The sequence below is a fragment of the Comamonas suwonensis genome (genome assembly GCF_012844455.2).
Taxonomy (GTDB): Bacteria; Pseudomonadota; Gammaproteobacteria; order Burkholderiales; family Burkholderiaceae_C; genus Comamonas; species Comamonas suwonensis.
Window position 1 is genome coordinate 96,538 of the sequence record NZ_JABBCQ020000017.1, and the last position, 22,030, is coordinate 118,567.

A 22,030-nucleotide genomic window follows, 5' to 3' on the forward strand; every position below is an offset into this window, starting at 1 on the left:
TTTGTCAGAAAAGCAGTAGCGGAGCGTAACTCAGTCAGCACAGTCAATCCGTCAAATGATGGACTCAACAGCCGTGTGCCAGATGCATGAAACGCGCGCTCACACCGATGCAGCCATCACTTCCACACGATTACGCCCCTTTCGCTTGGCGGCATAGCAGGCCATGTCCGCTCCCTTGAAGGCCGTAGCGGCGGTGTGATAGCTGGCATCCAGCAGCAGCATGCCAATGCTTGCACTCAACATATAACGCTGGCCCTGGTAGGAACCATCCCAGTCCTGAATGGCCATGCACAGCAGCTGCGCGTGACGCATGCCCTCCTCGCGGCTGACACCGGCCATGAGAATGGCAAATTCATCGCCGCCCACACGGGCCACCCAGCCATGCGGGCGCACGGTGGATTCAATGAGCCGGGCAATATGGCCCAGCACCTCATCCCCCACCTCACGCCCACCCTGGCGGTTGACCTGAGAAAAGTGATCCAGATCCACATACAGCACGATGCCGTGCACTGCAGGCTCCGCCGTCGTACGGCTGACAGTGCCCGCAGCGCTCAGGCTCTCCAGATAGTCGGGCGAGGCATATTCACGCAGCCACTCTTTAAGACGCAAGGCAAAGGCCGTGCGGTTGGGTAGGCGCGTCAGGGGGTCATGCATCGCCTTCCAGCTGGACTGCTCACGCAACTGGCGCTGCGTGGTCACATCTTCAAGCTCCCAGACCAGGTAATGCTCATCCAGCTCCTTGCCTGTCAGCTCCCATACCCGGCTCATGCGCTGCATGCTTTGCCCGTGAATGCGCACCCATATCGGCCTGGAGTCTTTGCGGACAAAGCAGACCTCGCTATCAAATTGACCGTAGGTATCAAGCGCGCGGCGAACTCGCTCCATCAAGTCCTCGTAGTCCGCATCTGTAGCGCACAGGGCGCGCACCGGTAGTCCCGGCATTTCTCTGGGTTGGTAACCCAGAACTCTGGCGGCCTGCATGCCCACGCGCTGCACCTTGGAGCCATGCGTCACGATCAGGCCCACCGGGGCATAGTCCATCAGCGTTTGCAGCTGCAGCTCCAGCTGACGCTCTCGCTCGCCATGCACTTCATAGCCCCCGCCCAGAGCCTGCAATGCCGTACGCAGGGTCTGCGCCTCACCCCAGTCATGATCCGACAGGGCTTGCCACCAGTTGGCACCACGAACTGAAGAATCCACCTCCAGCATCAGGCCACGGCGTTCAGCCCACTCTGCCGTGCGGAACAGAGCAGTGAGCGGATAGGCAATCAGGCAGAGCACAACGCCCAATACCAGCGCCACAGCCAGCAACGCTGCGGCCAGCCAGCCCATCATTTTTGATGAAATACCGGGAACCCACTCCTGAACATCGCTCATCTTGAGCAACGTCCATTGCGCCCAGGGCAAGGGCATGGCGCTCAAGAGTTTGTTACTGCGCTGTTCACTGACAGCCCCCGCCTGTGCTGTCTTGAGCCAGACAGGGTCCAGCTCCTTGGGCAAAGCTGCACCACCAGGAGCAGCAGACAATTGCCATTCTCCTTTGCTGCTGAACGCCAGAGGATGCAGGTCACGGTCAACCAGCAACAACTGGCTGCCTGCATTGGCAGAGGCCACTTCCAGAGAGAACAGCACCGTCAGAGGTACTTTGTAAGTGCCGCCCAGCACGCCTTTCAGTTTGCCCTGGGCATCACGCACGGGCACCACGCTATGAAATTTCAGCTGCAAACCCGCATCACTGGAACGCACCCACGCCTGAGTCATCGGTTTGCCTTCAGCCAACGCCTTTTTAAGGACTTCGCGCAGCGGCTCATCCAGCTGGTGCAATGGCTTGGCCTGCTCTTTATGCAGATTGGCCAGCAACTGTCCCTTGTCATTGGCCAGTTGCACTTGCTCAAACTGCTGGGCCAAGGAAGCAGGCTGCCTGAGCGTGGCTTCCATCGACTCTGGAGAGTCCTGCATGTGCTCTGACAGCACCATGGCCAAGTTATGCAATGGCTTTTGCTGCTGCTCTACCCTAAAGGTCAGTGACCGGGCTGCGTACTCCAGGGCCTTGGTCTGCGCAGGCAGAGCCCCTTCCATGACAACCTTGCGCATGGAATAAGCCATCCAGCCCGCAGCGCCGGCCCCCACCAGTAGCACCGCAACCATGGCGATCAGTACCATGCTGCGCAGCATGGGGCCAGGGCTTTTACGAAGCATGCCGACATGCGCGCCCAAGGCGGTATCCACAGGCTGCGGCGAAGCAACCCATGGCGGTTCTGCTTGCAAGAGTGGAACAGTGTCTGACATAGGCTTCAATATAGAGAGCCCACGCACACTGCCTCACGAGAGGAAACCCCGGAGACTGTTAGTAAACACTGCTTCAGCCGCCGCTCATGGAGCGCAAAGCCAAGCGCTACATGGCCTACAGAGCATCCCCGGGACTTACCCCAGCGCCAGCACTTCCAGAGCGCCCGGCTTGGGCAATTCAATGACATTACCCCGCCCAGCAATCAGGCCATGCTCGCGCAACTGCCTGAGCACACGCGAGAAAGTTTCCGGCGCTATCCCCAGCTGAGCCGCTATCAGGCGCTTGCGGGCGCTCAGCGTGACGCGAAGACCCACGCCATCTGTTGCGGGGGTTGCATGGTGCAGCAGCCACTGGGCGCAGCGCGCTTCAGCATCTTGCGCCAGACGGCTGACGGCCAGCTCAGTCTGCGAGCAATAGGCCTTGGCCAAGTCTTTCACCAGTTGCCGCACCGCAACTGGCAGCTCGGCCACCGCAGCCTGAAAGCGGGCCAAGGGAATGGTGTAGAGGCGCCCGGCCGTCTGGGCCTGCATATCAAGGCAAGAAGGACGATCTTGCAGCGCAAAGGCCGCATCCAGCCATGCAGGGCCGTCCACCTGGCCGAGCTGATGGCGCATGGAGGAGTCCTGGCTCACGCCCAGCATGACGCTGCCGCTCTCTAGATACAGCACCGAGTCTATGGGTTGGCGACGTTGCCTGAGCCATGAGCCTGGAGCAAAGCTCTCAGGCTGCCCAAACTTGGAGGCAGCTTGCGACAGGGAGGGCATGGTAAACATATGGACCTCACTGTGCCGGGCTTCGCCCTGCCCTGCATTGAGCCAAGTCAAAAGGCTGGAAGGTCTTCGCAATCTCTGCGTCACTGCATCGTAAAAAATACAAAGGCACAAACAAAAAGGCCGCAGTCGAAACTACGGCCTTTTTACTCTTTACAAGCTTGCTATCAGTTCACAGCAGCGCCGGACTCATACCAGGTCTTGACCAGGTTGCGCTCGTCATCAGACAGTGCGCCAGGGTTGCCAAAAGGCATCTTCTTCAACTGAACCACCTGCTGGTAGATCTGTTGAGCGTGCGACTTCACAGCTTCGGGCGAATCCAGACGGACAGCCTTTTGCTGGATGGCAGCACCGTGGCACAGTACGCAATGCTGTTGAAAGATTGCGTTGACCTTGGCAAAACCTTCACCACCTGCTGCGGGTGTAGCAGACTCAGCAGACTGGGTTGCAGCAGGAGCAGCGGCTGCGGGGGCAGTCGTTACAGCAACAGGAGTAGCGGGTGCTGCAGCAGCAGGTGCAGGAGCGGGCTTGAGCCAGACGAACACAGCCAGCAGAGCGGCAACGCCACATGCGGCATAAGGCCATGGGTGGCTGTTACGACCCAGCTTGTAGCCGTGGCGCATCACGAAGAACTGACGGATGGCTGCACCGGCGAACATCATGCCAATCAGCACCACCCAGTTCATCTTGTGGCTGTACAACCAGCCATAGTGGTTCGACAGCATGGCGAACAGCACAGGCAGGGTGAAGTAGGTGTTGTGCACACTACGCTGCTTGGCGCGCTGGCCGTGGCGTGGGTCCACAGGATCGCCTGCCTTCAGAGCCGCCACCACCTTGCGCTGGCCAGGGATGATCCAGAAGAACACGTTGGCGCTCATGGAAGTCGCGATCATCGCGCCCACCAGCAGGAACGCAGCCTGACCAGGGAAGATGTGGCAAGCCAGGTAGGCTGCGATACACACCAGCACCAGAACCAGGGCACCGACTGTGGCATCGCCGTTCTTCTTCTGACCGAACGTGCGGCAGATGAAGTCATACAGCAGCCAGAACACCACCAGGAAGGCCAGAGCCGAACCGATAGCAGCAGCCGAGCTCATCGCATTGGGATCACCGGGGGTGACCAGGTAGATGTTGGCGTTCCACAGGTAGGAGACCGTCAGCAGGGCAAAACCAGACAGCCACGTGGTGTAGCTTTCCCAGTAGAACCAGTGCAGGTGATCCGGCATCTTGGGAGGGGAGACGTTGAACTTGACGGGATGGTAGAAACCACCGCCGTGCACCGCCCACAACTCGCCGCTGACGCCTTGCTTCTTCAGATCGTCGTCCACGGGCGGCGTCAAGCTGCTATCGAGGAACACGAAATAGAATGAAGAACCGACCCATGCAATGGCGGTAATGACGTGCAGCCACCGCAAAAGCAGGCCGGCCCAGTCGAGAATGTAGCTTTCCATAGCTCTAACCTTGGCAGCGTGGGGCTGCCGTGCAAGCTGCTCACCACTGCGGGCGCTCTGAGCAGAAGAAAAGGCCGCGCTCCCTAGGCAAAAGCTTCGAGGCACCGCTGCGACCAGTCTGTAGACAGAAAGTGTATGCACTTTCTGCCTCCGCAAGATTGAAATTCAGGGCAAACCATCCTAGTGATTTCCCGTAGATGCCAGCTACTTTCAGATTGAGCGGTTGTTTTTTGGTGCAATGCAGCGCTAAGCGACAATCCTTCGCTGTAACAGCTGGGCAGCAACAGCTACCGCAATGACTTCTGGCTCTTTACCCGCAATGCCCGGCACGCCAATCGGGCAGGTGATGTGCGCCAACTCTGCATCGCTGAAACCACGACTGCGCAATCGGCTGCTGAAACTGGCCCATTTGGTCTTGCTGCCAATCAGACCCACAAAAGGCAAGTCGCCCCGCTCGCGCTGGCGCAACAGGCATTGCGCAACGACTTCCAGGTCTTCCGCGTGGCTAAAGCTCATGATCAGCACCTGAGCCTGAGCAGGCAACTGCGCCACTGCGGCCTGTACTGGGTCGGAATGCTCGCATTGCACACCCATCTGTTCTTGCTCTGGGAAGACCGCATCACGGCTATCCACCCAGACCACCCGGTACGGCAGGCTGCGCAGGAGCCGAACCAGCGCATGACCCACATGGCCGGCTCCAAACAAGGCCACGCATTGCGACGGCTCGGGCATCAAGGCGCGCAAGCGCGATGCATCAGCCGCCTCAAACCAGATATAGCGCAACTCCAGCGCACCGCCACAGCATTGGCCCAGACTGGGGCCCAGTGCATAGCGCTGCACATGGTCATGCGGCACTGAGGACTGATCCGTCCACCGCGCTAGCAACTGGCGAGCCTGCGCAATAGCCTGCCACTCCAGGTGACCGCCGCCAATCGTACCCATGACCTCGTTGGCAAAAACGGCCATCCAGGCCCCCTCTTCTCGCGGCACAGAGCCGCGAGTGGCCTGCACCTGCACCCAGCACAAGGGCTGACGGCTCAAGCGGGTCAAAATTTGCTGCTGCGTTTCACTCCACATGGCGGCTGATTTCTATCTTTCAGAATTCACTATGTTCCTGCATTTTGCAGACAGCAATAGTTGTGCCTTTATATGAATGCCTTAATCAGATGCTTATTGCACGGCGCATTGACGAGTCGTTGCAGTTTTTGCACTCCTCACCGCCAGATATCAACGCGATAGCGTTGACCCCTTCTTATTTACGGCTACGCTTGGCAATATGTCTGATACCCAAGAATCCACCCGCGCAACACAAAGCCGCAGGCCACTGGCCTGGCTGATGACAGGACTCGTTGCCGGCGTAACTGCCTTGCTCGTTGCCTGCCAGTTCGCGCCACAGAGCCCATCCATAGGCATCACGCCCGCTGACAAGGCCAGCCCCATTTACCGCAAGCAAGCAGCGCAGCACCTGTATGAGAAAAATGCAAACCGCATCTACAAAGGCATGCTGCCACCCATGCTGTATGCGATTGGCGTGCTGCAAGTTCAGCTGGACGGACAGGGCCGCGTGAGGAGTCTGAACTGGATGCGCAAACCCAGCCACGCCCCCGAAGTGGTGGCAGAGATTGAACGCTCTGTACGTGCCGCCGCCCCCTTCCCCTCCGCCGGAAAATCCGTGACGTACACCGACACTTGGCTATGGGACAAGTCTGGCCGCTTTCAGCTCGATACATTGACCGAGGGTCAGCTGGGTCAGTAAGACCGTGCATGACAGCCGCATCAGGCAATAAAAAACCGGCCAAAGCCGGTTTTTTATTTTCAAGAATCAAACAAGGCTTATTCGACAACCTTGGTGATCTTTGTGCCTTGCAGCGAAACGCCCGCTTCCAGACCCGCATTGGTCAGCACATAGCTGGTCACGGGTGCACCGGCCGTCGTGGTATCCACACTGCCATTGGCACCGATCTTGCCAGCGGCCACTGTGGCATCCGCGCCCACAGACCAGCCATCGCTCTTGAGAAACTTGTCCAGCGCTTCCTGGGTATTGAACACATAGATCACAGCCTTGGACTGGCCGCCAGCCTGCCAGCCAATGGATGCGCCCGTTGTGCTGTAGTAGCCGCGGTTATTGCCGGCCACGCGCAGCACGCCACGGCCATGCTCCACACCCACGACAAAGCTACCACCAATCACCGACGGGAAGATCAGCACACCCTTGGCTCGCTGCACCATTTCCTTGGAGCCGGGGGCTGTCTGATACAGACGCTCCAGCGCCGCATTGGCCCGTGTGTTGATCGTGGTCGCATCAGCGCGCGGAGCTGATGATGTCTCAGGCTTGGTCGTCGTACAGGCCGTCATGGCCATTGCACCTGCAGTCACGGCAACAGCCACTGCAACAGAACGCAGAGAAATTTGACGCATACCAATATCCTTTCATGGGATGAATGTGTTCAGACATTTCCGAGATAGAAGATCCTGCAGTCCAGCATTCAGACGCTCTTGCACATCCCCCTGACACAAGAGCAGCCAGAAGCAGGGTTAGCTTCATGCTAGTGCGAGGCGTCGCTCAATAAACCCCACAGTTACAGATTGCGCGATTGACCTACATAAGGCAAGCCCTTTTGTTAAAGAATCCTCACAAAACGTCGGCTCTTTGCATCATCGTTACTCCTGCTCAAAGTTTGGGCAATGACCTGTTCCTGCTGAAATTAGCGCTAGCATTGTTGATGTGCCCACAGCGCTGATGACAGGAAGCTCATGAAGTTCTGGAATTACTTTCACCATCCCAAGGCAGCCTTGGTGCTGCTGCGTGTTTCACTGGCCTTGCTCATGCTGCTGCATGGCTGGGCCAAGATTCGCTACGGAATTGGCAGCATCGAGGCCAAAATCGCCGCCCTTGGCGCCCCCGGGTTTCTGGCCTATGGCGTTTATCTGGGCGAGGTCGTGGCTCCCCTGCTGCTGCTGGTGGGCCTGTGGGTCGTACCCGCCGCACTGGTGATTGCAGCCAATATGGTGGTGGCATTTGTACTGGTGCACACCCACCAGATTCTGATGCTGAACAACTCTGGCGGCTGGGCTCTGGAGTTGCAGGCTTTTTATTTTGTCAGTGCACTGGTTGTCGCGATGACTTATTCCAAAGGGAAATGAGCTCCCAAAACAAGAGCGGCTTGCGCCTGTCATTGATGATTTTCAGATTATTTTTATTCTGAAACCCATGTATGACCTGCGCAAGCCGCTCTTGTTTTTGCCATGTCTCTCAATAAGAGACTACGTTCCTGATCAGGAGCCGCGGTAGGTGGAGTAGCTCCAGGGGCTGACCAGCAAAGGCACGTGGTAATGCTGAGCGGGGTTGGCCACGCCGAAATCCAGGCTGACCTTGCCCAGGAAGTTAGGCTCAGGCAGTTCCACGCCGCGGGCCTTGAAGTAGGCAGCCACGTCAAAGGTCAGGCGGTAAGTGCCAACCTTGATGGTGTTGTTGTCGAACAGAGGCGCATCCGTGCGGCCGTCATGGTTCAGAACCAGGCTCTTGACCAGAGTGGCGGTGTTGCCATCGGTAGAAAACAGTTCAACGGCCATGCCTGCAGCAGGGCAGCCATTCATGGTGTCGAGAACGTGGGTGCTCAGGCCCATGGAAATCTCCTCACAGGCAGTTTGCAACTGCCCTTGGTTGTGTCAAACATCTGTGTATTCAAAGCACGCACACGCAGGTGCGCAACGCTTTGATCTTTAAAGTGTATACAGTTTCTGTACCCTATCAAAGGCTTTTCAGCCTTGACTTTCAGGCACATAGCCAACCCAAAGAAGGTCGTTCTTTACACTGGCTGCAACACTTCAGGAGACAACGCATGCAATTGCGCACAATCGCTTTGGCGGCCAGTATGTTCATCGCTTTAGCGGGTTTGAATGCCTGCAGCAGCACAGCAAGCAACGACGCGATGCCTCTGCCCGCGCTCGGCACATCTGCCACCCATGAAACAGCGCCCATCATCACGCAAACCGCCGCTGCACAGGCCGCGGCGGCGGCTTATGACTTTGATCTGGACGTCTTTCACCCCGTGATCGCCAAAAACGGCATGGTCGCGTCTGAGCAGGAGTTGGCCACCCAGATTGGCCTGGATATTCTGAAAGCTGGCGGCAACGCCGTCGATGCCGCTGTCGCCGTGGGCTTTGCGTTGGCCGTGGCCTTGCCCAATGCGGGCAATATCGGCGGCGGCGGCTTCATGATGGTGCATGACGCCAAGAGCGGCAAAGACATTGCGCTGGATTTCCGCGAGACAGCCCCCAAGGGCGCATCGCGCAATATGTACCTGGATGACAAGGGCAGTGTCATCAACGGCAAGTCGCTCTTCACCCACTACGCTGTGGGTGTGCCGGGGACGGTGGCAGGTATGACGCATGCACTCTCGCGCTGGGGCAGCATGCCGCTGGCCAAGGTGATGGCACCGGCCATCGCGCTGGCCGAAAAAGGCTATCCCGTGAGCGTGACGCTGGCCAAGACGCTGGACCAGGAAAAGAAGAACATGGGCCAGTGGCCCGCCACGCAGGCCATTTTCTGGAAGAACGGCGCGCCACTGCAGACGGGTGAACGGCTGGTGCAAAAAGACCTGGCGCAGTCCATGCGCCTCATCAGCCAGCAAGGTGCCAAGGCTTTTTACCAAGGCAGCATTGCCCAGAAAATTGCGGCTGAAATGGCGCCACATGCCAACGCCATCACGCTTCAGGATCTGCGTGACTACAAGCCGGTGGAGCGCAAACCGGCGCGCGGCAACTATCGCGGTTATCAGATCGTGACCATGCCCCCGCCGTCTTCTGGTGGCGCGCACCTGCTGCAGATTTTGAACATGATGGAGCACTGGCCCTTCAAGCAATGGGGAGCCAACAGCGCGCAGAGCGTGCACTACATGGCCGAGGCCATGAAGCTGGCCTACGCGGACCGCGCTGAATATCTGGGCGACCCGGATTTTGTGAAAGTCCCACTCAAGGGTCTGACCTCCAAGCGCTATGCCGATGAACTGGCGAGCAGTATCAAACCCCAGCAGGCCAGGCCCAGCCAAAACATCAAACCTGGAAAGCCACAACCGTATGAAAGCGACCAGACCACGCATTACTCCGTGGTGGACAAGGCGGGCAACGCCGTGGCTGTGACCTACACACTCAACACCAACTTTGGCAGCGGCATCGTGGCCAAGGGCACCGGCGTGTTGCTCAATAACGAGATGGATGACTTCTCGGTCAAGCCCGGCGTGGCCAACGCTTACGGGCTGGTGGGCGGCGATGCGAATGCCGTGCAAGCCGGTAAACGCCCGCTGTCATCGATGACGCCCACGCTGGTACTCAAGGACGGCAAGCCGGTGCTGGTGACAGGCAGCCCTGGCGGCGCACGCATCATCACCACAGTGCTGCAGCAAGTCGTCAACTACATTGACTTTGGCATGAACCCGGCCGAGGCGACGGCCACGCCGCGCTTTCATCATCAGTGGACGCCGGATGTACTGCGCATTGAAAAAGGCTTTAGCGCCGATACGCTGGCACTGCTCAGGCAATGGGGGCACAAGGTTGCCGTGAAGCCCGCCATGGGTCGCACACAGACCATTGAAGTGCGCGACGGTGTGCTGCAAGGTGCATCAGACCCGCGCAACCATGATGGAAAAACGCTGGGCTATTAATCCCTGAGTCGCTGACATTTCACTCAGAGCAAAGGGAGTGAATTCTGAATAAAAAAAGCCGCGCTCCCCCGAGCGCGGCTTTTACTTTGAGGCGGCTGCTGACCGTACGCGTAGCCAGTGGCCGCCCTCCCCACCTCTCGTTTACTCAGCCTTCTGGCCGATTTCGAAATTGGCCTGGATTTCCAGGGCGCGCACCATGCCGGAATGATCCCAGCCCGCGCCGCCGTGGGCCACGCAGCTGTTGAACAGTTCCTGGGCCTGAGCCGTGTTGGGCAGCGACACGCCCAGCTGACGCGCGCTGGACAGGGCCAGGTTCAGGTCCTTCTGGTGCAGGGCAATGCGGAAGCCTGGGTCGAAGGTGCGCTTGATCATGCGTTCGGCGTGCACTTCCAAGATCTTCGAAGAAGCAAAACCACCCAGCAGAGCTTCACGCACGCGAGCAGGATCTGCACCAGCGCGCGATGCGAACAGCAGGGCTTCAGCCACGGCTTCAATGTTCAGCGCCACGATGATCTGGTTAGCCACCTTGGCGGTCTGACCGTCGCCGTTGCCGCCGACCAGAGTGATGTTCTTGCCCATCTTTTCAAACAGGGGCTTGACGCGCTCAAAGGCTGCGTCTGGGCCACCGATCATGATGGACAGCGTACCGTTCTTGGCACCGACTTCGCCGCCGGACACCGGTGCGTCCAGGTACTGAGCGCCGATGGCTTCGATGCGCTTGGCAAATTCCTTGGTCGCCACGGGCGAGATGGAGGACATGTCCACCACAATCTTGCCGGTGCTGCCCTTCAAGCCAGCAGCCACGCCGTCTTCACCAAACAGCACCTTTTCCACGTCGGGAGTGTCGGGCACCATCACGAAAATGATGTCGGCACGCTCGGCCACACCGCGAGCGGTGGTGCACTGAGTCGCGCTGGTTTCAGCGATGCTGGCAGGCACCTTGCCGTGCGTGTTCACAAACAACTGGTGACCAGCCGAGATCAGGTGGCCGCACATGGGCGCGCCCATGATGCCCAGACCGATAAAGCCCAACTTGAGGGACGATGCGTTCATGGTGTACTCCTAACTATTCTTGATATCAAAATCGATAGCTGACAGCGCTTTTCCAGAAAGCGCTATACGGCTTATGCAGCGACTGCGGCTTTCTTCCAGCCGCCAATTTTTTCCAGCCAGCCCAGGCCCGATTCGGTGTTACCTGCAGGCTTGTATTCGCAACCGATCCAGCCGTCGTAGCCGATGCGGTCCAGGTGTGCGAACAGGAAGGGGTAGTTGATCTCGCCAGTGCCGGGCTCGTTGCGACCGGGGTTGTCAGCCAGCTGGATGTGACCGATACGGCCCAGCTGCTTTTGCATGGTCGCAGCCAGCTCGCCTTCGGTGCGCTGTGCGTGGTAGATGTCGTACTGAACGAAAGCGTTAGCGGCACCCACTTCGTCCAGGATGGACAGCGCTTCATCCGTGCGGTTCAGGTAGAAGCCGGGGATGTCGAAGGGGTTGATGGGCTCAACCAGCAGGCGGATGTTGGCGGCGCTCAGCGCGGCTGCCGCAAAGCGCAGGTTTTCCACAAAAGTACGGCGCACCACAACAGGATCAGAACCCGCAGGAACCTTGCCAGCCAGGCAGTTCAGCTGAGGCACACCCAGCGCATGGGCATAGGTCACAGCTTTGGCAACGCCAGCGCGGAATTCGTCAACGCGGTTGGGGTCGCAGGCAATGCCGCGCTCGCCGGCATCCCAGTCGCCAGCGGGCAGATTGTGCAGAACAATCTTCAGGCCCGTGGCGGTCAGGCGCTCCTGAATTTCTTCCACGGTGTGAGCGTAGGGGAAGAGGAATTCAACGGCTTCAAAACCTGCGTTTGCGGCACGTTCAAAACGCTCGAGGAAAGGCACCTCGGTGAACAACATGCTCAGGTTGGCAGCAAAACGGGGCATGGTCTTGTCTCCAGATATCTCGTCAAAAGGGAAAAAGGACAGAGCCTTCGCTCTGTCCTTGGGTGCTGTTAACCCAGCAGAGCCAGTGCGCTAGGCGCATCGGCCTTTTCGGTGGCCAGGTCTTCGAACTCGACCACGTTGTCGATTTCAGCGCCCATGGAGATGTTGGTCACACGCTCCAAGATGCACTCGATCACCACAGGTGTCTTGTGCTCGGCCATCCAGGCTTCAGCCTGCTTCATGGCGGGAGCAAAGTCTTCGGCGCGGTGAACGCGGATGGCCTTGCAACCCAGACCTTCAACGACCTTAACATGGTCAACACCGTAGCCGCGGGTGGCATCACCCTCATCCATGTTGATATTGTCGAACGCCAATTGCACGCAATAGTCGATCGAGAAAGCGCGCTGCGCTTGACGGATCAGGCCCAGGTAGCTGTTGTTCACCAGCACGTGGACGTAAGGCAGCTTGAACTGCGCGCCCACGGCCAGCTCTTCAATCATGAACTGGAAGTCGTAGTCGCCGGACAGGGCCACAATCTTGCGAGCGGGGTCAGCAACGCGCACACCCAGAGCCGCAGGAGTGGTCCAGCCCAGAGGGCCGGCTTGGCCGCAGTTGATCCAGTTGCGTGGCTTGTACACGTGCAGGAACTGAGCACCGGCGATCTGCGACAGACCGATGGTGGACACATAAGTCGTGTCGCGGTCCAGCGAGTTGTTCATGCACTGATAGACGCGCTGTGGCTTCATCGGCACGTTGTCGAAGTTCGTCTTGCGCAGGAACTCGACGCTGTTCTTACGGCCTTGGCACTCAGCCACCCATGCCTTGCGACACTTGAGCTTGCCAGCAGCCTTCCACTCCTTGGCCACGGCAACGAATTGTTCCAGAGCAGCCTTGGCGTCAGAAACGATGCCGTAGTCAGGGGCGAACACGCGGCCGATTTGTGTGGGCTCGATGTCCACGTGCACAAACTTGCGACCCTTGGTGTAGACCTCGACCGAACCGGTGTGGCGGTTGGCCCAGCGGTTGCCGATACCGAACACGAAGTCCGAAGCCAGCATGTTGGCGTTGCCATAGCGGTGGCTGGTCTGCAGACCGCACATACCGACCATCAGCGGGTGGTCATCAGGGATGGTGCCCCAGCCCATCAGGGTGGGGATTACGGGCACATTCAGGATCTCGGCCAGCTCAACCATCAGATCCGAAGCGTCGGCGTTGATCACACCGCCGCCAGAGACCAGCAGAGGACGCTCAGATTCGTTGAGCATCTCGATGGCCTTCTCGGCCTGCTTGCGCGAAGCGGTGGGCTTGTACGCAGCCAGAGGCTCGTAGGTTTCAATGTCGAATTCGATTTCAGCCAGCTGCACGTCGATGGGCAGATCGAGCAGCACAGGACCTGGACGGCCGGAGCGCATCAGGTGGAAAGCTTGCTGGAATGCTCGGGGCACTTGAGCAGGTTCCAGAACCGTGGTCGCCCACTTGGTCACTGGCTTGGCGATGGAAGCAATGTCCACCGCCTGGAAGTCTTCCTTGTGCAGACGCGAGCGGGGAGCTTGGCCGGTAATGCACAGGATTGGGATGGAGTCAGCGCTGGCCGAGTACAGGCCGGTGATCATGTCGGTGCCAGCAGGGCCGCTGGTGCCGATACACACGCCGATATTGCCGGCGACGGCACGGGTGTAGCCTTCAGCCATGTGGCTGGCGCCTTCCACGTGACGGGCCAGAATGTGACCGATGCCGCCGTGGTTCTTCATTGCAGCGTACAGCGGGTTGATGGCCGCACCTGGCACACCAAACGTCACGGTTACACCTTCTTTTTCGAGCACCAGGACTGCTGCTTCGATCGCTTTCATTTTGGCCATGAGGGTCTCCTTAAAACTGAGTTGAACTTTAGTCAAGACCTTTGCTTGCCGGAAGCCGCTTACAGACCATAAAATTTATTCCACTGAAGAATAAATAGGAGTCAAAACGATGGACAAACTCGACGCGATGCACATGTTTGTGCGGGTGGTGGAGACCGGTAGCTTCACCAAAGTGGCGCAGGAATTTGCCACCACGCAGCCCACGGTCACCAAGCAGATAGCGGCCATGGAAGCGCGTCTGAAAGTGCGCCTGCTCAACCGCAACACACGCGGCGTGAGCATGACGGAAGCCGGCGCGCTGTACTACGAGAAGTGCAAGATCATCGTCAACGATGTGGCCGAGGCAGAGAACGTTGTCAAGGTGCGCCAGACGCAGGTGCAGGGCCAGCTGCGCATCGGCAGCTCGGTCGCCTTCGGGCGGCGCGTGCTCATTCCGCTGGCCATGGACTTCATGAAGCACAACCCCCAGGTGCAGGTCGATTTGAGCTTTGAGGACCGCTACACCGATCTGGTGGCCAACGGCATCGATGTGGCGCTGCGCCTGGGCAAGCTGGCCGACTCATCGCTGGGTGCGCGCATGCTGGGGATCAATCCCTGGGTGCTGGTCGCTTCCAACACCTATCTGCGCAAACACGGCACGCCGCGCCGCCCCTCAGACCTCAAAGAGCATTCCACACTGATCTACAGCAGCGTGCAGGGCAACGACATCTGGCGGCTGCGCAATGCCAGCGGCGAGCCAGTATCCATTCCGGTCACAGGGCGACTGCGTTCCAACAATCTCTCGGCCCTGTTGGCTGCTGCGCGCTCGCACATGGGCATTGCAGCCCTGCCGCGCTATGTAGCCCAGGATTCGCTCAAGGATGGCCGCGTGGTCGAAGTGCTCAAAACCTGCCGTCTGCATGAGCAGGAGATTCACGCCGTCTACCCCTCGCCGCGACTGGTTCCGCAGAAAGTTCAGTCGTTCATCGCCTTCCTGCAAGGCAAGTTTGACGATGCCTGGTGGGAGGAATTACCGCGCGGAGGATGATGGGAGGGCGATTCTGCAAACGAATCAATCTTGCCAGAACGCTATCAATAGCAAAGCAGCTACCGCTTATTCAGCGGAAGCTGCAGATTCATAAGACCTTGAAGTCTTTTAAATTCAATCGCAAGGCGCTATGAAAGATGCGGATCAAAGCACCAGGATGGCGCGGAAGTCATTGACGTTGGTGTGCGTGGGGCCGGTAATCACCAGATCGCCAATGGCCGAGAAATACCCGTAGGCATCGTTGCGATCCAGGTGGTCGCTGATGCGTAGGTTCTGCTCGGCTGCACGCTTTAAGGTGCAAGGAGAAACGCGGGCACCGGCATTATCCTCAATGCCGTCAATTCCATCGGTGTCAGCCGCCAGCGCCCAGACCTTTTCCTGACCTTGCAACGCCTGCGCCAGACCCAGACAGAACTCACCCGCGCGGCCGCCACGGCCCTTGGCTGCGCCGGGCTGGCGGGGACGAATGGTCACCGTGGTCTCGCCTCCTGACAAGATCACGCAAGGCTTGGCAAAAGGCTGGCCATGCTTGGCCACGGCACGCGCCAGTGCGGCGTGCACCTTGCCCACTTCGCGGGATTCGCCTTCCATCTCATCCGACAGCACATGCACAGCCATGCCCGCTTCACGCGCGGCAGCTGCCGCCGCTTCCAGCGATTGCTGGGGCGTGGCAATCAGGTGAACGGTGTGGCCTTCAAAGCGCGCATCGCCGGGCTTGGGCGTTTCCAGCTGGCCGGCCTCCAGTGCAGCGCGCACGGAATCAGGAATACTGATCTGGTAGCGATTCAGAATCGCCAGCGCTTCGGCGCAGGTCGAGGCATCCGACACGGTGGGGCCGCTGGCGATCACCGAGGGATCGTCGCCGGGCACATCGCTGATGGTCAGCGTCACCACCTTGGCGGGGAAACAGGCCGCAGCCAGACGGCCACCCTTGATACGGGAGAGATGCTTGCGCACGCAGTTCATCTCGCCGATGGCCGCCCCGCTCTCCAGCAGAGCCTTGTTGATGCGCTGCTTCTCGGCCAGATCGATGCCTTCGGCAGGCAGAGTCAGCAGGGATGAGCCGCCGCCAGAGATCAGGCAGATCACCAGATCATCGGCGCTCAGTCCTTGCGTCAGCGCCAGAATGCGCTCGGCAGCGGCCAGACCGGCGGCATCGGGCACGGGGTGAGCGGCTTCCACCACCTCCAGTCGCACCGGCAGGCCTTCGGGCCGCGGCGGAATATGGGCATAGCGGGTGACGACCAGACCGGACAGCGGCGCATCTTGCGGCCACAGCGCTTCAAGCGCCTGAGCCATGGAGCCACCAGCTTTGCCAGCGCCAAGCACCAGAGTACGGCCCTTGGGCGGCTTGGGCAGATGGCGTGCCAACCCCTCGATGGGCAGGGCATTGCGCACCGCCACCTCATACAGATGACGCAGGAAACCCGCTGGGTCTTGCTGAGGCGAAGGTGCGACCGCAACCTGCGCGCGCGAGGATGTATTCTGTGCTTGCATAGCTGCGCATTGTGCATTCCGGCTTTTTTGCCTCACAGACCCTCCAGCGTCACAACACTACTGATCTTTGCTGCATTAATGCCGCAAGTCATTGTGCCGCATGGGTTTGCGCGCTTTCACGCAGCTTTTCTTCACCGGTTATCAAGATAAACACCATAACCGGTGGACAGAAACTGTATACAAAATTAGTCTTCAACCGCTATGATGAATTTATGGAAACTTCCACCACCAGTTTCATTGTTGACAGCCTGACCAAGGCGATCGTCGAGCATCGCCTGATGCCCGGCACCAAACTGGCAGAGCAAAAACTGGCCGATCACTTCGGTGTTTCCCGCACTCTGGTTCGCCAGGCGCTTTTTCAGCTCTCACAAAACCGGCTCATCAAGCTGGAGCCTGCACGTGGCGCTTTTGTCGCTACGCCCTCCGTGGATGAGGCACGCCAGGTCTTCGCCGTGCGCCGCATGCTGGAGGCCGAGATGGTACGCAGCTTTGCTTCGCAAAGCACTGCCGCCAAGATTCGCGCGCTCAAGCAGCATGTGACTGCTGAAAAAAAGGCCATGGAGACCAATGACGTGGGCCAGCGCACCGAGCTGCTGGGTGACTTTCATGTGCGCATGGCAGAGCTGATGGGCAACGAGGTGTTGGCACAACTGCTGGGGGAGCTGATTTCACGCTGCGCCTTGATCACGCTGATGTACCAGTCTGCCTCGGCGGCCGAGCATTCGCACGAAGAGCATTCCGACATCGTTACCGCACTGGCGGCAGGCGATGCCGAACATGCGGTGCTATTGATGCAACAGCACCTGGACCACGTGGAAGCAGGCCTGACCTTTGACCGCGATCTGCCAACGAACGACTTGTCGATGGCACTTTCATCTGTATCCCTATGATTTACGATTCCACCGCCTCCTACCCCCGCGACCTGATTGGTTATGGTCGCAACACGCCGCATCCGCAATGGCCCGGCAAAGCCCGCGTGGCTGTGCAGTTCGTTCTGAACTACGAAGAAGGCGGTGAGAACCATGTGCTGCACGGCGATCCCGGCAGCGAGCAGTTCCTGTCGGAAATGTTCAATCCCGCCAGCTACCCCGATCGCCACATGAGCATGGACGGCATTTATGAATACGGCTCACGCGTCGGCGTGTGGCGCATTCTGAAAGAGTTCGAAAAGCGCGGTCTGCCGCTGACCGTGTTTGGCGTGGCCACGGCCCTGCAAAAGCACCGCGAACTGGCCCAGGCCTTTGACGAACTGGGTCACGAAGTGGCCTGTCACGGCCTGAAGTGGATTCACTACCAGAACGTGCCCGAAGAGATCGAGCGTGCCCACCTGCAGCAATGCGTGGAAATTTTTGAAGAGCTGTACGGCCACGACGGCGACCACGGCCTGGGCTGGTACACCGGCCGCGACAGCCCCAACAGCCACCGCATCGTGGCCGATACCGGTCGCTTCACTTACGACAGCGACTACTACGGCGAAGACCTGCCCTTCTGGATGAAGGTTGCCAAGACCGATGGTGGCACCCACAACCAGCTGATCGTGCCTTACACGCTGGACTGCAACGACATGCGCTTTGCCCTGCCCCAGGGTTACGCGTATGCAGATCCCTTCTTCCAGTACCTGAAGGACACGTTCGATGTCCTGTATGCCGAAGGCGATGCCAACGGTGACAACGCCCCCAAGATGATGAGCATCGGCATGCACTGCCGCCTGCTCGGCCGTCCCGGCCGTATTACAGCGCTGCAGCGCTTCCTCGATCACATCCAGAAGCACGACAACGTGTGGGTGTGCCGCCGTATTGATTTGGCTCGCCACTGGGCCGAGCGTTTCCCCTGCAAGGATTGATTGCATCATGGCTTTGACCCTGGAACAACTGAATGCCGCCGACGCGGCAACCGCCATCGAACTGCTCGATGGTCTGTATGAGCATTCCCCCTGGATTGCCGAGGCTGCGCTGGCTCAGCGCCCCTTCAAATCCATGGCTCACATCAAGCACGCCATGGCCCAGGTGCTGGCTGAGTCCAGCAATCAGGCCAAGCTTGACCTGATCCTGGCTCACCCGGAACTCGCCGGCAAGCAGATGGAGACCAACACGCTCACGGCCGAATCGACCAATGAGCAAAAGAAGGCCGGTCTGACGAACTGCACGCCCGAGGAGCTGGCACACATCCGCAAGCTCAACGCCGAGTACGGAGCACGCTTTGGCTTCCCCTTTATTCTGGCGGTGCGTGGTGCGCGTGGTCTGGGTCTGAACAAGGCAGAGATCATCGCGACCTTTGAGCGCCGCATCTTCAACCATCCTGCCTACGAGCAGGCTGAAGCGCTGCGCAATATTCACCGCATTGCCGAGATTCGCCTGAACGACAAGTTCGGCTACGAACCGACTCTGGGCAATGAGGTCTGGGACTGGCAAGAGCGCCTGTCCACCAACAGCGACCCAGGCTACGCCGAAAAGGGTCAGCTCACCGTGACCTACCTGACTGACGCTCACCGCGCCTGCGCCCAGCGCATCAGCCACTGGATGCGTGAAATCGGCTTCGACGAAGTCGAAATCGATGCCGTAGGCAACGTCGTTGGCCGCTACAAGGCCGCCACCGAAGGTGCCAAGACATTGCTGACCGGCAGCCACTACGACACCGTTCGCAACGGTGGCAAGTACGACGGCCGTCTGGGCATCTTCGTGCCCATGGCCTGCGTGCAAGAGCTGGCCAAGCAAGGCAAGCGCCTGCCTTTCAACATTGAAGTTGTGGGCTTCTCGGAAGAAGAAGGCCAGCGCTACAAGGCCACTTTCCTGGGCTCTGGCGCTCTGGTCGGTGACTTCAAGAACGAATGGCTTGAGCAAAAAGACGCCGACGGCATCACGCTGCGCGAAGCCATGACCCACGCCGGTCTGTGCATTGACGACATCCCCAAGCTGCAGCGCGATCCCGCCAAATACCTGGGCTTTGTGGAAGTGCACATCGAGCAGGGCCCCGTGCTCAACGAGCTGGACATTCCTCTGGGCATCGTCACCTCCATCAACGGCAGCGCCCGTTATACGTGCGAATTCATGGGTATGGCCAGCCACGCAGGCACCACACCCATGGACCGCCGCCGCGACGCCGCCGCTGGCGTGGCCGAGCTGTCGCTGTACATCGAAAAGCGGGCTGGCCAGGATGGCGACAGCGTGGCCACGATCGGCCAGCTGAACGTGCCCTCGGGTTCGGTCAACGTGGTGCCCGGCCGCTGCCAGTTCTCGCTGGACCTGCGCGCCCCCACCAACGAACAGCGCGACGCCATGATCAACGACATCATGACCGAGATGGCTGCAATTGCCGAACGCCGTGGCCTGCGCTTCAGCACCGACCTGTCCATGAAAGCATCGGCTGCGCCTAGCGCCCCCGAGTGGCAAAAGCGCTGGGAAAACGCTGTGGATGCACTGGGCGTGCCCCTGTTCCGTATGCCCAGCGGTGCCGGTCACGACGCCATGAAGCTGCACGAAATCATGCCCCAGGCCATGTTGTTTGTGCGCGGCATGAACGCAGGCATCAGCCACAACCCGCTGGAAGCCTCCACCTCTGACGACATGCAACTGTCCGTGGACGCTTTCACCCACCTCCTCAACCAACTGGCTCAAGAACAGCAATGACCAATATGAATCAAGACAAGCAAGCCACCTACGCCGCCATCGATGCATGGATCGACGAGCACTTCGACGAAGAAGTGAAGTTCCTGCAAGCCATGGTGCAAGTGCCCACCGATACGCCTCCCGGCAACAATGCACCTCATGCCGAGCGCACCGCCGATCTGATTAAGGACTTTGGCTTTGACGCCGAAAAGCATGTCGTGCCTGAAGCCGATGTGAAGGCCTACGGCATGGAGTCGATCACCAACCTGATCGTGCGCCGCCAGTACGGCGTTCAGGGCGACGGTGGCAAGACCATCGCCCTGAACGCCCACGGCGACGTGGTGCCCCCGGGTGAAGGCTGGTCCAAGGACCCCTACGGTGCCGAGATCGAAGACGGCAAGCTGTACGGCCGCGCTGCTGCCGTGAGCAAGAGCGACTTCGCCTCCTTCACCTTCGCTGTGCGTGCTCTGGAAGCCGTGGCCAAGCCCAGCAAGGGCGCCGTGGAACTGCACTACACCTACGACGAAGAGTTTGGCGGCCTGATGGGCCCCGGCTGGTTGCTGGAAAAAGGCCTGACCAAGCCTGACCTGATGATTGCGGCTGGTTTCAGCTACGAAGTGGTTACCGCTCACAACGGCTGCCTGCAGATGGAAATCACCGTGCAGGGCAAGATGGCTCACGCCGCCGTGCCCCACACCGGTGTGGACGCACTGCAAGCCACCGCCGTGCTGCTGAACGCTCTGTACGGCGAAAACGTCAAGTACAAGCAAGTCACTTCGCAGGTGCCTGGTATCAAGCACCCCTACCTGAACATCGGCCGCATTGACGGCGGCACCAACACCAACGTCGTGCCCGGCAAGGTGATGCTCAAGATCGACCGCCGCATGATTCCTGAAGAGAATCCCGTGGAAGTCGAAGCCAGCATCCGCGCTGTGATCGCCCAGGCGATTGCCGACTTCAACACCCAAGGCGGCTACACCGGTGAAGACGCAGTGCGCGTGGACATCAAGCGCCTGCTGCTGGCCAACGCCATGACTCCCCTGGACGGCAACAAGCCCCTGGTGGATGCCATTCAAAAACATGGCGAAGCCATCTTCGGCGAAGTGCCTCCTGCAGTGGGTACGCCTCTGTACACCGACGTGCGCCTGTACGTCGAGCGCGGCATTCCCGGCGTGATCTACGGTGCCGGCCCCCGTACCGTGCTGGAATCGCACGCCAAGCGCTCTGATGAGCGTCTGGTACTGGAAGACCTGCGCCGCGCCACCAAGGTGGTTGCACGCTCGCTGGTGGACCTGACCGCATAACTACATTTCGCTTGAACGCCTAGCCTGTACCTGCCTGGGTAAAGGTTTTTCAAGGAGCCTGGATTTTTCCAGGCTCCTTTTTTGTGACTGGTGCATGGCAGCGCCCTCACACACACTCAAGGGCCAGGCTTGGCCCATTGATTGCACAGGATGCACAGTGACTGGTCGTGATGCATCGCACAAGCTCTGCGACGCTGGAACCTGAAAGGCATGAGCCCGCCGCAGGCAGCCCTTCCAGCCTGAGCTTGCGCCACTTACAGGGGGCCTGCGGCCTACCAAGATCCGCGCCAGATGGGCAGCCACAAGCGCCTGAGATGCGCAAAGCCCATCACAGCGTCATCTCGCCCCATCTCAGAACTCTGCCAGCCAGAATTCGCTTTTACCAAGCACAGCTGCAATAGCGCGCGTTGTGCGATTTTTCTGTGGGTTTAGCAGCAGTAATCAGGTCTTGACTCAAGCGGTACTGCTCGGTTTTTCAGAAGCGAAATGTTTCAACTGCCATGACCTACACGTGCATAACTCGCTTTATTTCTTGATGAAAGGCATATCGCTCAATTAAAGCTATTAATTTAATAGCTACAACCATATAAAAACAAGCAGTCTCAAGAAGCTATTCAAATAAAACACATGCAGTAA

General features: G+C 59.2%; 18 protein-coding genes. 8 read left to right on the top strand and 10 right to left on the bottom strand.

Annotated elements, in window-relative coordinates:
• Positions 1–99: 99 nt before the first annotated feature.
• The 4 genes from HF327_RS17720 to xdhC form a co-directional block, all read right to left on the bottom strand.
• Positions 100–2,175: a diguanylate cyclase domain-containing protein gene (locus tag HF327_RS17720; RefSeq protein ID WP_198461677.1), complete on the bottom strand. Its 2,076-nt coding sequence runs from the start codon at positions 2,173–2,175 to the stop codon at positions 100–102.
• A gap of 249 nt (positions 2,176–2,424) precedes the next feature.
• Positions 2,425–3,063 (bottom strand): Crp/Fnr family transcriptional regulator, encoded by a 639-nt coding sequence (locus HF327_RS17725; RefSeq protein ID WP_198461654.1) that lies wholly within the window; start codon positions 3,061–3,063, stop codon positions 2,425–2,427.
• 164 nt (positions 3,064–3,227) lie between these two features.
• Positions 3,228–4,511 (bottom strand): urate hydroxylase PuuD, encoded by a 1,284-nt coding sequence (locus HF327_RS17730; protein ID WP_198461655.1) that lies wholly within the window; start codon positions 4,509–4,511, stop codon positions 3,228–3,230.
• Between the two features lie 246 nt (positions 4,512–4,757).
• Positions 4,758–5,588: a xanthine dehydrogenase accessory protein XdhC gene (gene xdhC / locus HF327_RS17735; RefSeq protein WP_198461656.1), complete on the bottom strand. Its 831-nt coding sequence runs from the start codon at positions 5,586–5,588 to the stop codon at positions 4,758–4,760.
• A 199-nt stretch (positions 5,589–5,787) separates the two neighbouring features.
• Between xdhC and HF327_RS17740 the strand changes: the two genes are divergently transcribed.
• Positions 5,788–6,267 carry a hypothetical protein gene (locus tag HF327_RS17740; RefSeq protein WP_236024263.1) on the top strand — a complete coding sequence of 160 codons (480 nt, stop codon included), beginning with the start codon at positions 5,788–5,790 and terminating at the stop codon, positions 6,265–6,267.
• Between the two features lie 77 nt (positions 6,268–6,344).
• On the opposite strand, the gene HF327_RS17745 is transcribed toward HF327_RS17740, so the two are convergent.
• Positions 6,345–6,929: a BPSL1445 family SYLF domain-containing lipoprotein gene (locus HF327_RS17745; protein ID WP_198461657.1), complete on the bottom strand. Its 585-nt coding sequence runs from the start codon at positions 6,927–6,929 to the stop codon at positions 6,345–6,347.
• Between the two features lie 336 nt (positions 6,930–7,265).
• Between HF327_RS17745 and HF327_RS17750 the strand changes: the two genes are divergently transcribed.
• On the top strand, positions 7,266–7,655 hold the full coding sequence (locus tag HF327_RS17750; protein WP_198461658.1) for a DoxX family protein: 390 nt from the start codon (positions 7,266–7,268) through the stop codon (positions 7,653–7,655).
• Positions 7,656–7,787: 132 nt separating this feature from the next.
• On the opposite strand, the gene uraH is transcribed toward HF327_RS17750, so the two are convergent.
• Positions 7,788–8,138 carry a hydroxyisourate hydrolase gene (gene uraH / locus HF327_RS17755; protein ID WP_099736008.1) on the bottom strand — a complete coding sequence of 117 codons (351 nt, stop codon included), beginning with the start codon at positions 8,136–8,138 and terminating at the stop codon, positions 7,788–7,790.
• A 215-nt stretch (positions 8,139–8,353) separates the two neighbouring features.
• On the opposite strand from uraH, the gene ggt reads away from it, so the two are divergent.
• The gene (gene ggt, locus HF327_RS17760; RefSeq protein WP_198461659.1) at positions 8,354–10,174 is read left to right on the top strand and encodes a gamma-glutamyltransferase; all 1,821 of its coding nucleotides are present in this window, start codon (positions 8,354–8,356) and stop codon (positions 10,172–10,174) included.
• A gap of 141 nt (positions 10,175–10,315) precedes the next feature.
• Here the strand turns inward: ggt and glxR are convergent, their stop codons facing one another.
• From glxR to gcl, 3 genes are all read right to left on the bottom strand, one after another.
• Positions 10,316–11,227, bottom strand: coding sequence for a 2-hydroxy-3-oxopropionate reductase (gene glxR / locus HF327_RS17765; protein WP_198461660.1), 912 nt, complete (start codon positions 11,225–11,227; stop codon positions 10,316–10,318).
• A gap of 71 nt (positions 11,228–11,298) precedes the next feature.
• A complete protein-coding gene (hyi, locus tag HF327_RS17770; RefSeq protein WP_198461661.1) occupies positions 11,299–12,102 on the bottom strand; it encodes a hydroxypyruvate isomerase in 804 nt (267 codons plus the stop codon).
• A 68-nt stretch (positions 12,103–12,170) separates the two neighbouring features.
• Positions 12,171–13,961, bottom strand: a complete 1,791-nt coding sequence (gene gcl, locus HF327_RS17775) for a glyoxylate carboligase (protein WP_198461662.1) — start codon at positions 13,959–13,961, stop codon at positions 12,171–12,173.
• A gap of 109 nt (positions 13,962–14,070) precedes the next feature.
• On the opposite strand from gcl, the gene HF327_RS17780 reads away from it, so the two are divergent.
• On the top strand, positions 14,071–14,988 hold the full coding sequence (locus tag HF327_RS17780) for a LysR family transcriptional regulator (RefSeq protein WP_198461663.1): 918 nt from the start codon (positions 14,071–14,073) through the stop codon (positions 14,986–14,988).
• A gap of 144 nt (positions 14,989–15,132) precedes the next feature.
• Here HF327_RS17780 and HF327_RS17785 read toward each other — a convergent pair whose 3' ends face one another.
• On the bottom strand, positions 15,133–16,485 hold the full coding sequence (locus HF327_RS17785) for a glycerate kinase type-2 family protein (protein WP_198461664.1): 1,353 nt from the start codon (positions 16,483–16,485) through the stop codon (positions 15,133–15,135).
• 212 nt (positions 16,486–16,697) lie between these two features.
• Here HF327_RS17785 and HF327_RS17790 point away from each other — a divergent pair, with 212 nt between their 5' ends.
• From HF327_RS17790 to HF327_RS17805, 4 genes are read left to right on the top strand one after another with little or no spacing between them, the layout of a single operon-like run.
• Positions 16,698–17,375, top strand: a complete 678-nt coding sequence (locus HF327_RS17790; protein WP_198461665.1) for a GntR family transcriptional regulator — start codon at positions 16,698–16,700, stop codon at positions 17,373–17,375.
• Positions 17,372–18,328 carry an allantoinase PuuE gene (gene puuE, locus HF327_RS17795; RefSeq protein ID WP_198461666.1) on the top strand — a complete coding sequence of 319 codons (957 nt, stop codon included), beginning with the start codon at positions 17,372–17,374 and terminating at the stop codon, positions 18,326–18,328. Before HF327_RS17790 ends, puuE begins: the two co-directional genes overlap by 4 nt.
• A gap of 7 nt (positions 18,329–18,335) precedes the next feature.
• Positions 18,336–20,111, top strand: a complete 1,776-nt coding sequence (gene uraD, locus HF327_RS17800; RefSeq protein ID WP_198461667.1) for a 2-oxo-4-hydroxy-4-carboxy-5-ureidoimidazoline decarboxylase — start codon at positions 18,336–18,338, stop codon at positions 20,109–20,111.
• Positions 20,108–21,394: a M20 family metallopeptidase gene (locus HF327_RS17805; RefSeq protein WP_198461668.1), complete on the top strand. Its 1,287-nt coding sequence runs from the start codon at positions 20,108–20,110 to the stop codon at positions 21,392–21,394. The genes uraD and HF327_RS17805 overlap by 4 nt, the downstream gene beginning before the upstream one ends.
• The last annotated feature ends 636 nt before the right edge of the window (positions 21,395–22,030 follow it).

Coding starts and splice junctions, on each gene's coding strand:
- HF327_RS17730 (WP_198461655.1), bottom strand. CDS start 4,511: ATGGAAAGCTACATTCTCGACTGGGCCGGCCTGCTTTTGCGGTGGCTG.
- xdhC (WP_198461656.1), bottom strand. CDS start 5,588: ATGTGGAGTGAAACGCAGCAGCAAATTTTGACCCGCTTGAGCCGTCAG.
- uraH (WP_099736008.1), bottom strand. CDS start 8,138: ATGGGCCTGAGCACCCACGTTCTCGACACCATGAATGGCTGCCCTGCT.
- uraD (WP_198461667.1), top strand. CDS start 18,336: ATGGCTTTGACCCTGGAACAACTGAATGCCGCCGACGCGGCAACCGCC.
- HF327_RS17725 (WP_198461654.1), bottom strand. CDS start 3,063: ATGTTTACCATGCCCTCCCTGTCGCAAGCTGCCTCCAAGTTTGGGCAG.
- gcl (WP_198461662.1), bottom strand. CDS start 13,961: ATGGCCAAAATGAAAGCGATCGAAGCAGCAGTCCTGGTGCTCGAAAAA.
- puuE (WP_198461666.1), top strand. CDS start 17,372: ATGATTTACGATTCCACCGCCTCCTACCCCCGCGACCTGATTGGTTAT.
- HF327_RS17790 (WP_198461665.1), top strand. CDS start 16,698: ATGGAAACTTCCACCACCAGTTTCATTGTTGACAGCCTGACCAAGGCG.
- HF327_RS17745 (WP_198461657.1), bottom strand. CDS start 6,929: ATGCGTCAAATTTCTCTGCGTTCTGTTGCAGTGGCTGTTGCCGTGACT.
- glxR (WP_198461660.1), bottom strand. CDS start 11,227: ATGAACGCATCGTCCCTCAAGTTGGGCTTTATCGGTCTGGGCATCATG.
- hyi (WP_198461661.1), bottom strand. CDS start 12,102: ATGCCCCGTTTTGCTGCCAACCTGAGCATGTTGTTCACCGAGGTGCCT.
- HF327_RS17750 (WP_198461658.1), top strand. CDS start 7,266: ATGAAGTTCTGGAATTACTTTCACCATCCCAAGGCAGCCTTGGTGCTG.
- ggt (WP_198461659.1), top strand. CDS start 8,354: ATGCAATTGCGCACAATCGCTTTGGCGGCCAGTATGTTCATCGCTTTA.
- HF327_RS17740 (WP_236024263.1), top strand. CDS start 5,788: ATGTCTGATACCCAAGAATCCACCCGCGCAACACAAAGCCGCAGGCCA.
- HF327_RS17805 (WP_198461668.1), top strand. CDS start 20,108: ATGACCAATATGAATCAAGACAAGCAAGCCACCTACGCCGCCATCGAT.
- HF327_RS17720 (WP_198461677.1), bottom strand. CDS start 2,175: ATGCTGCGCAGCATGGTACTGATCGCCATGGTTGCGGTGCTACTGGTG.
- HF327_RS17780 (WP_198461663.1), top strand. CDS start 14,071: ATGGACAAACTCGACGCGATGCACATGTTTGTGCGGGTGGTGGAGACC.
- HF327_RS17785 (WP_198461664.1), bottom strand. CDS start 16,485: ATGCAAGCACAGAATACATCCTCGCGCGCGCAGGTTGCGGTCGCACCT.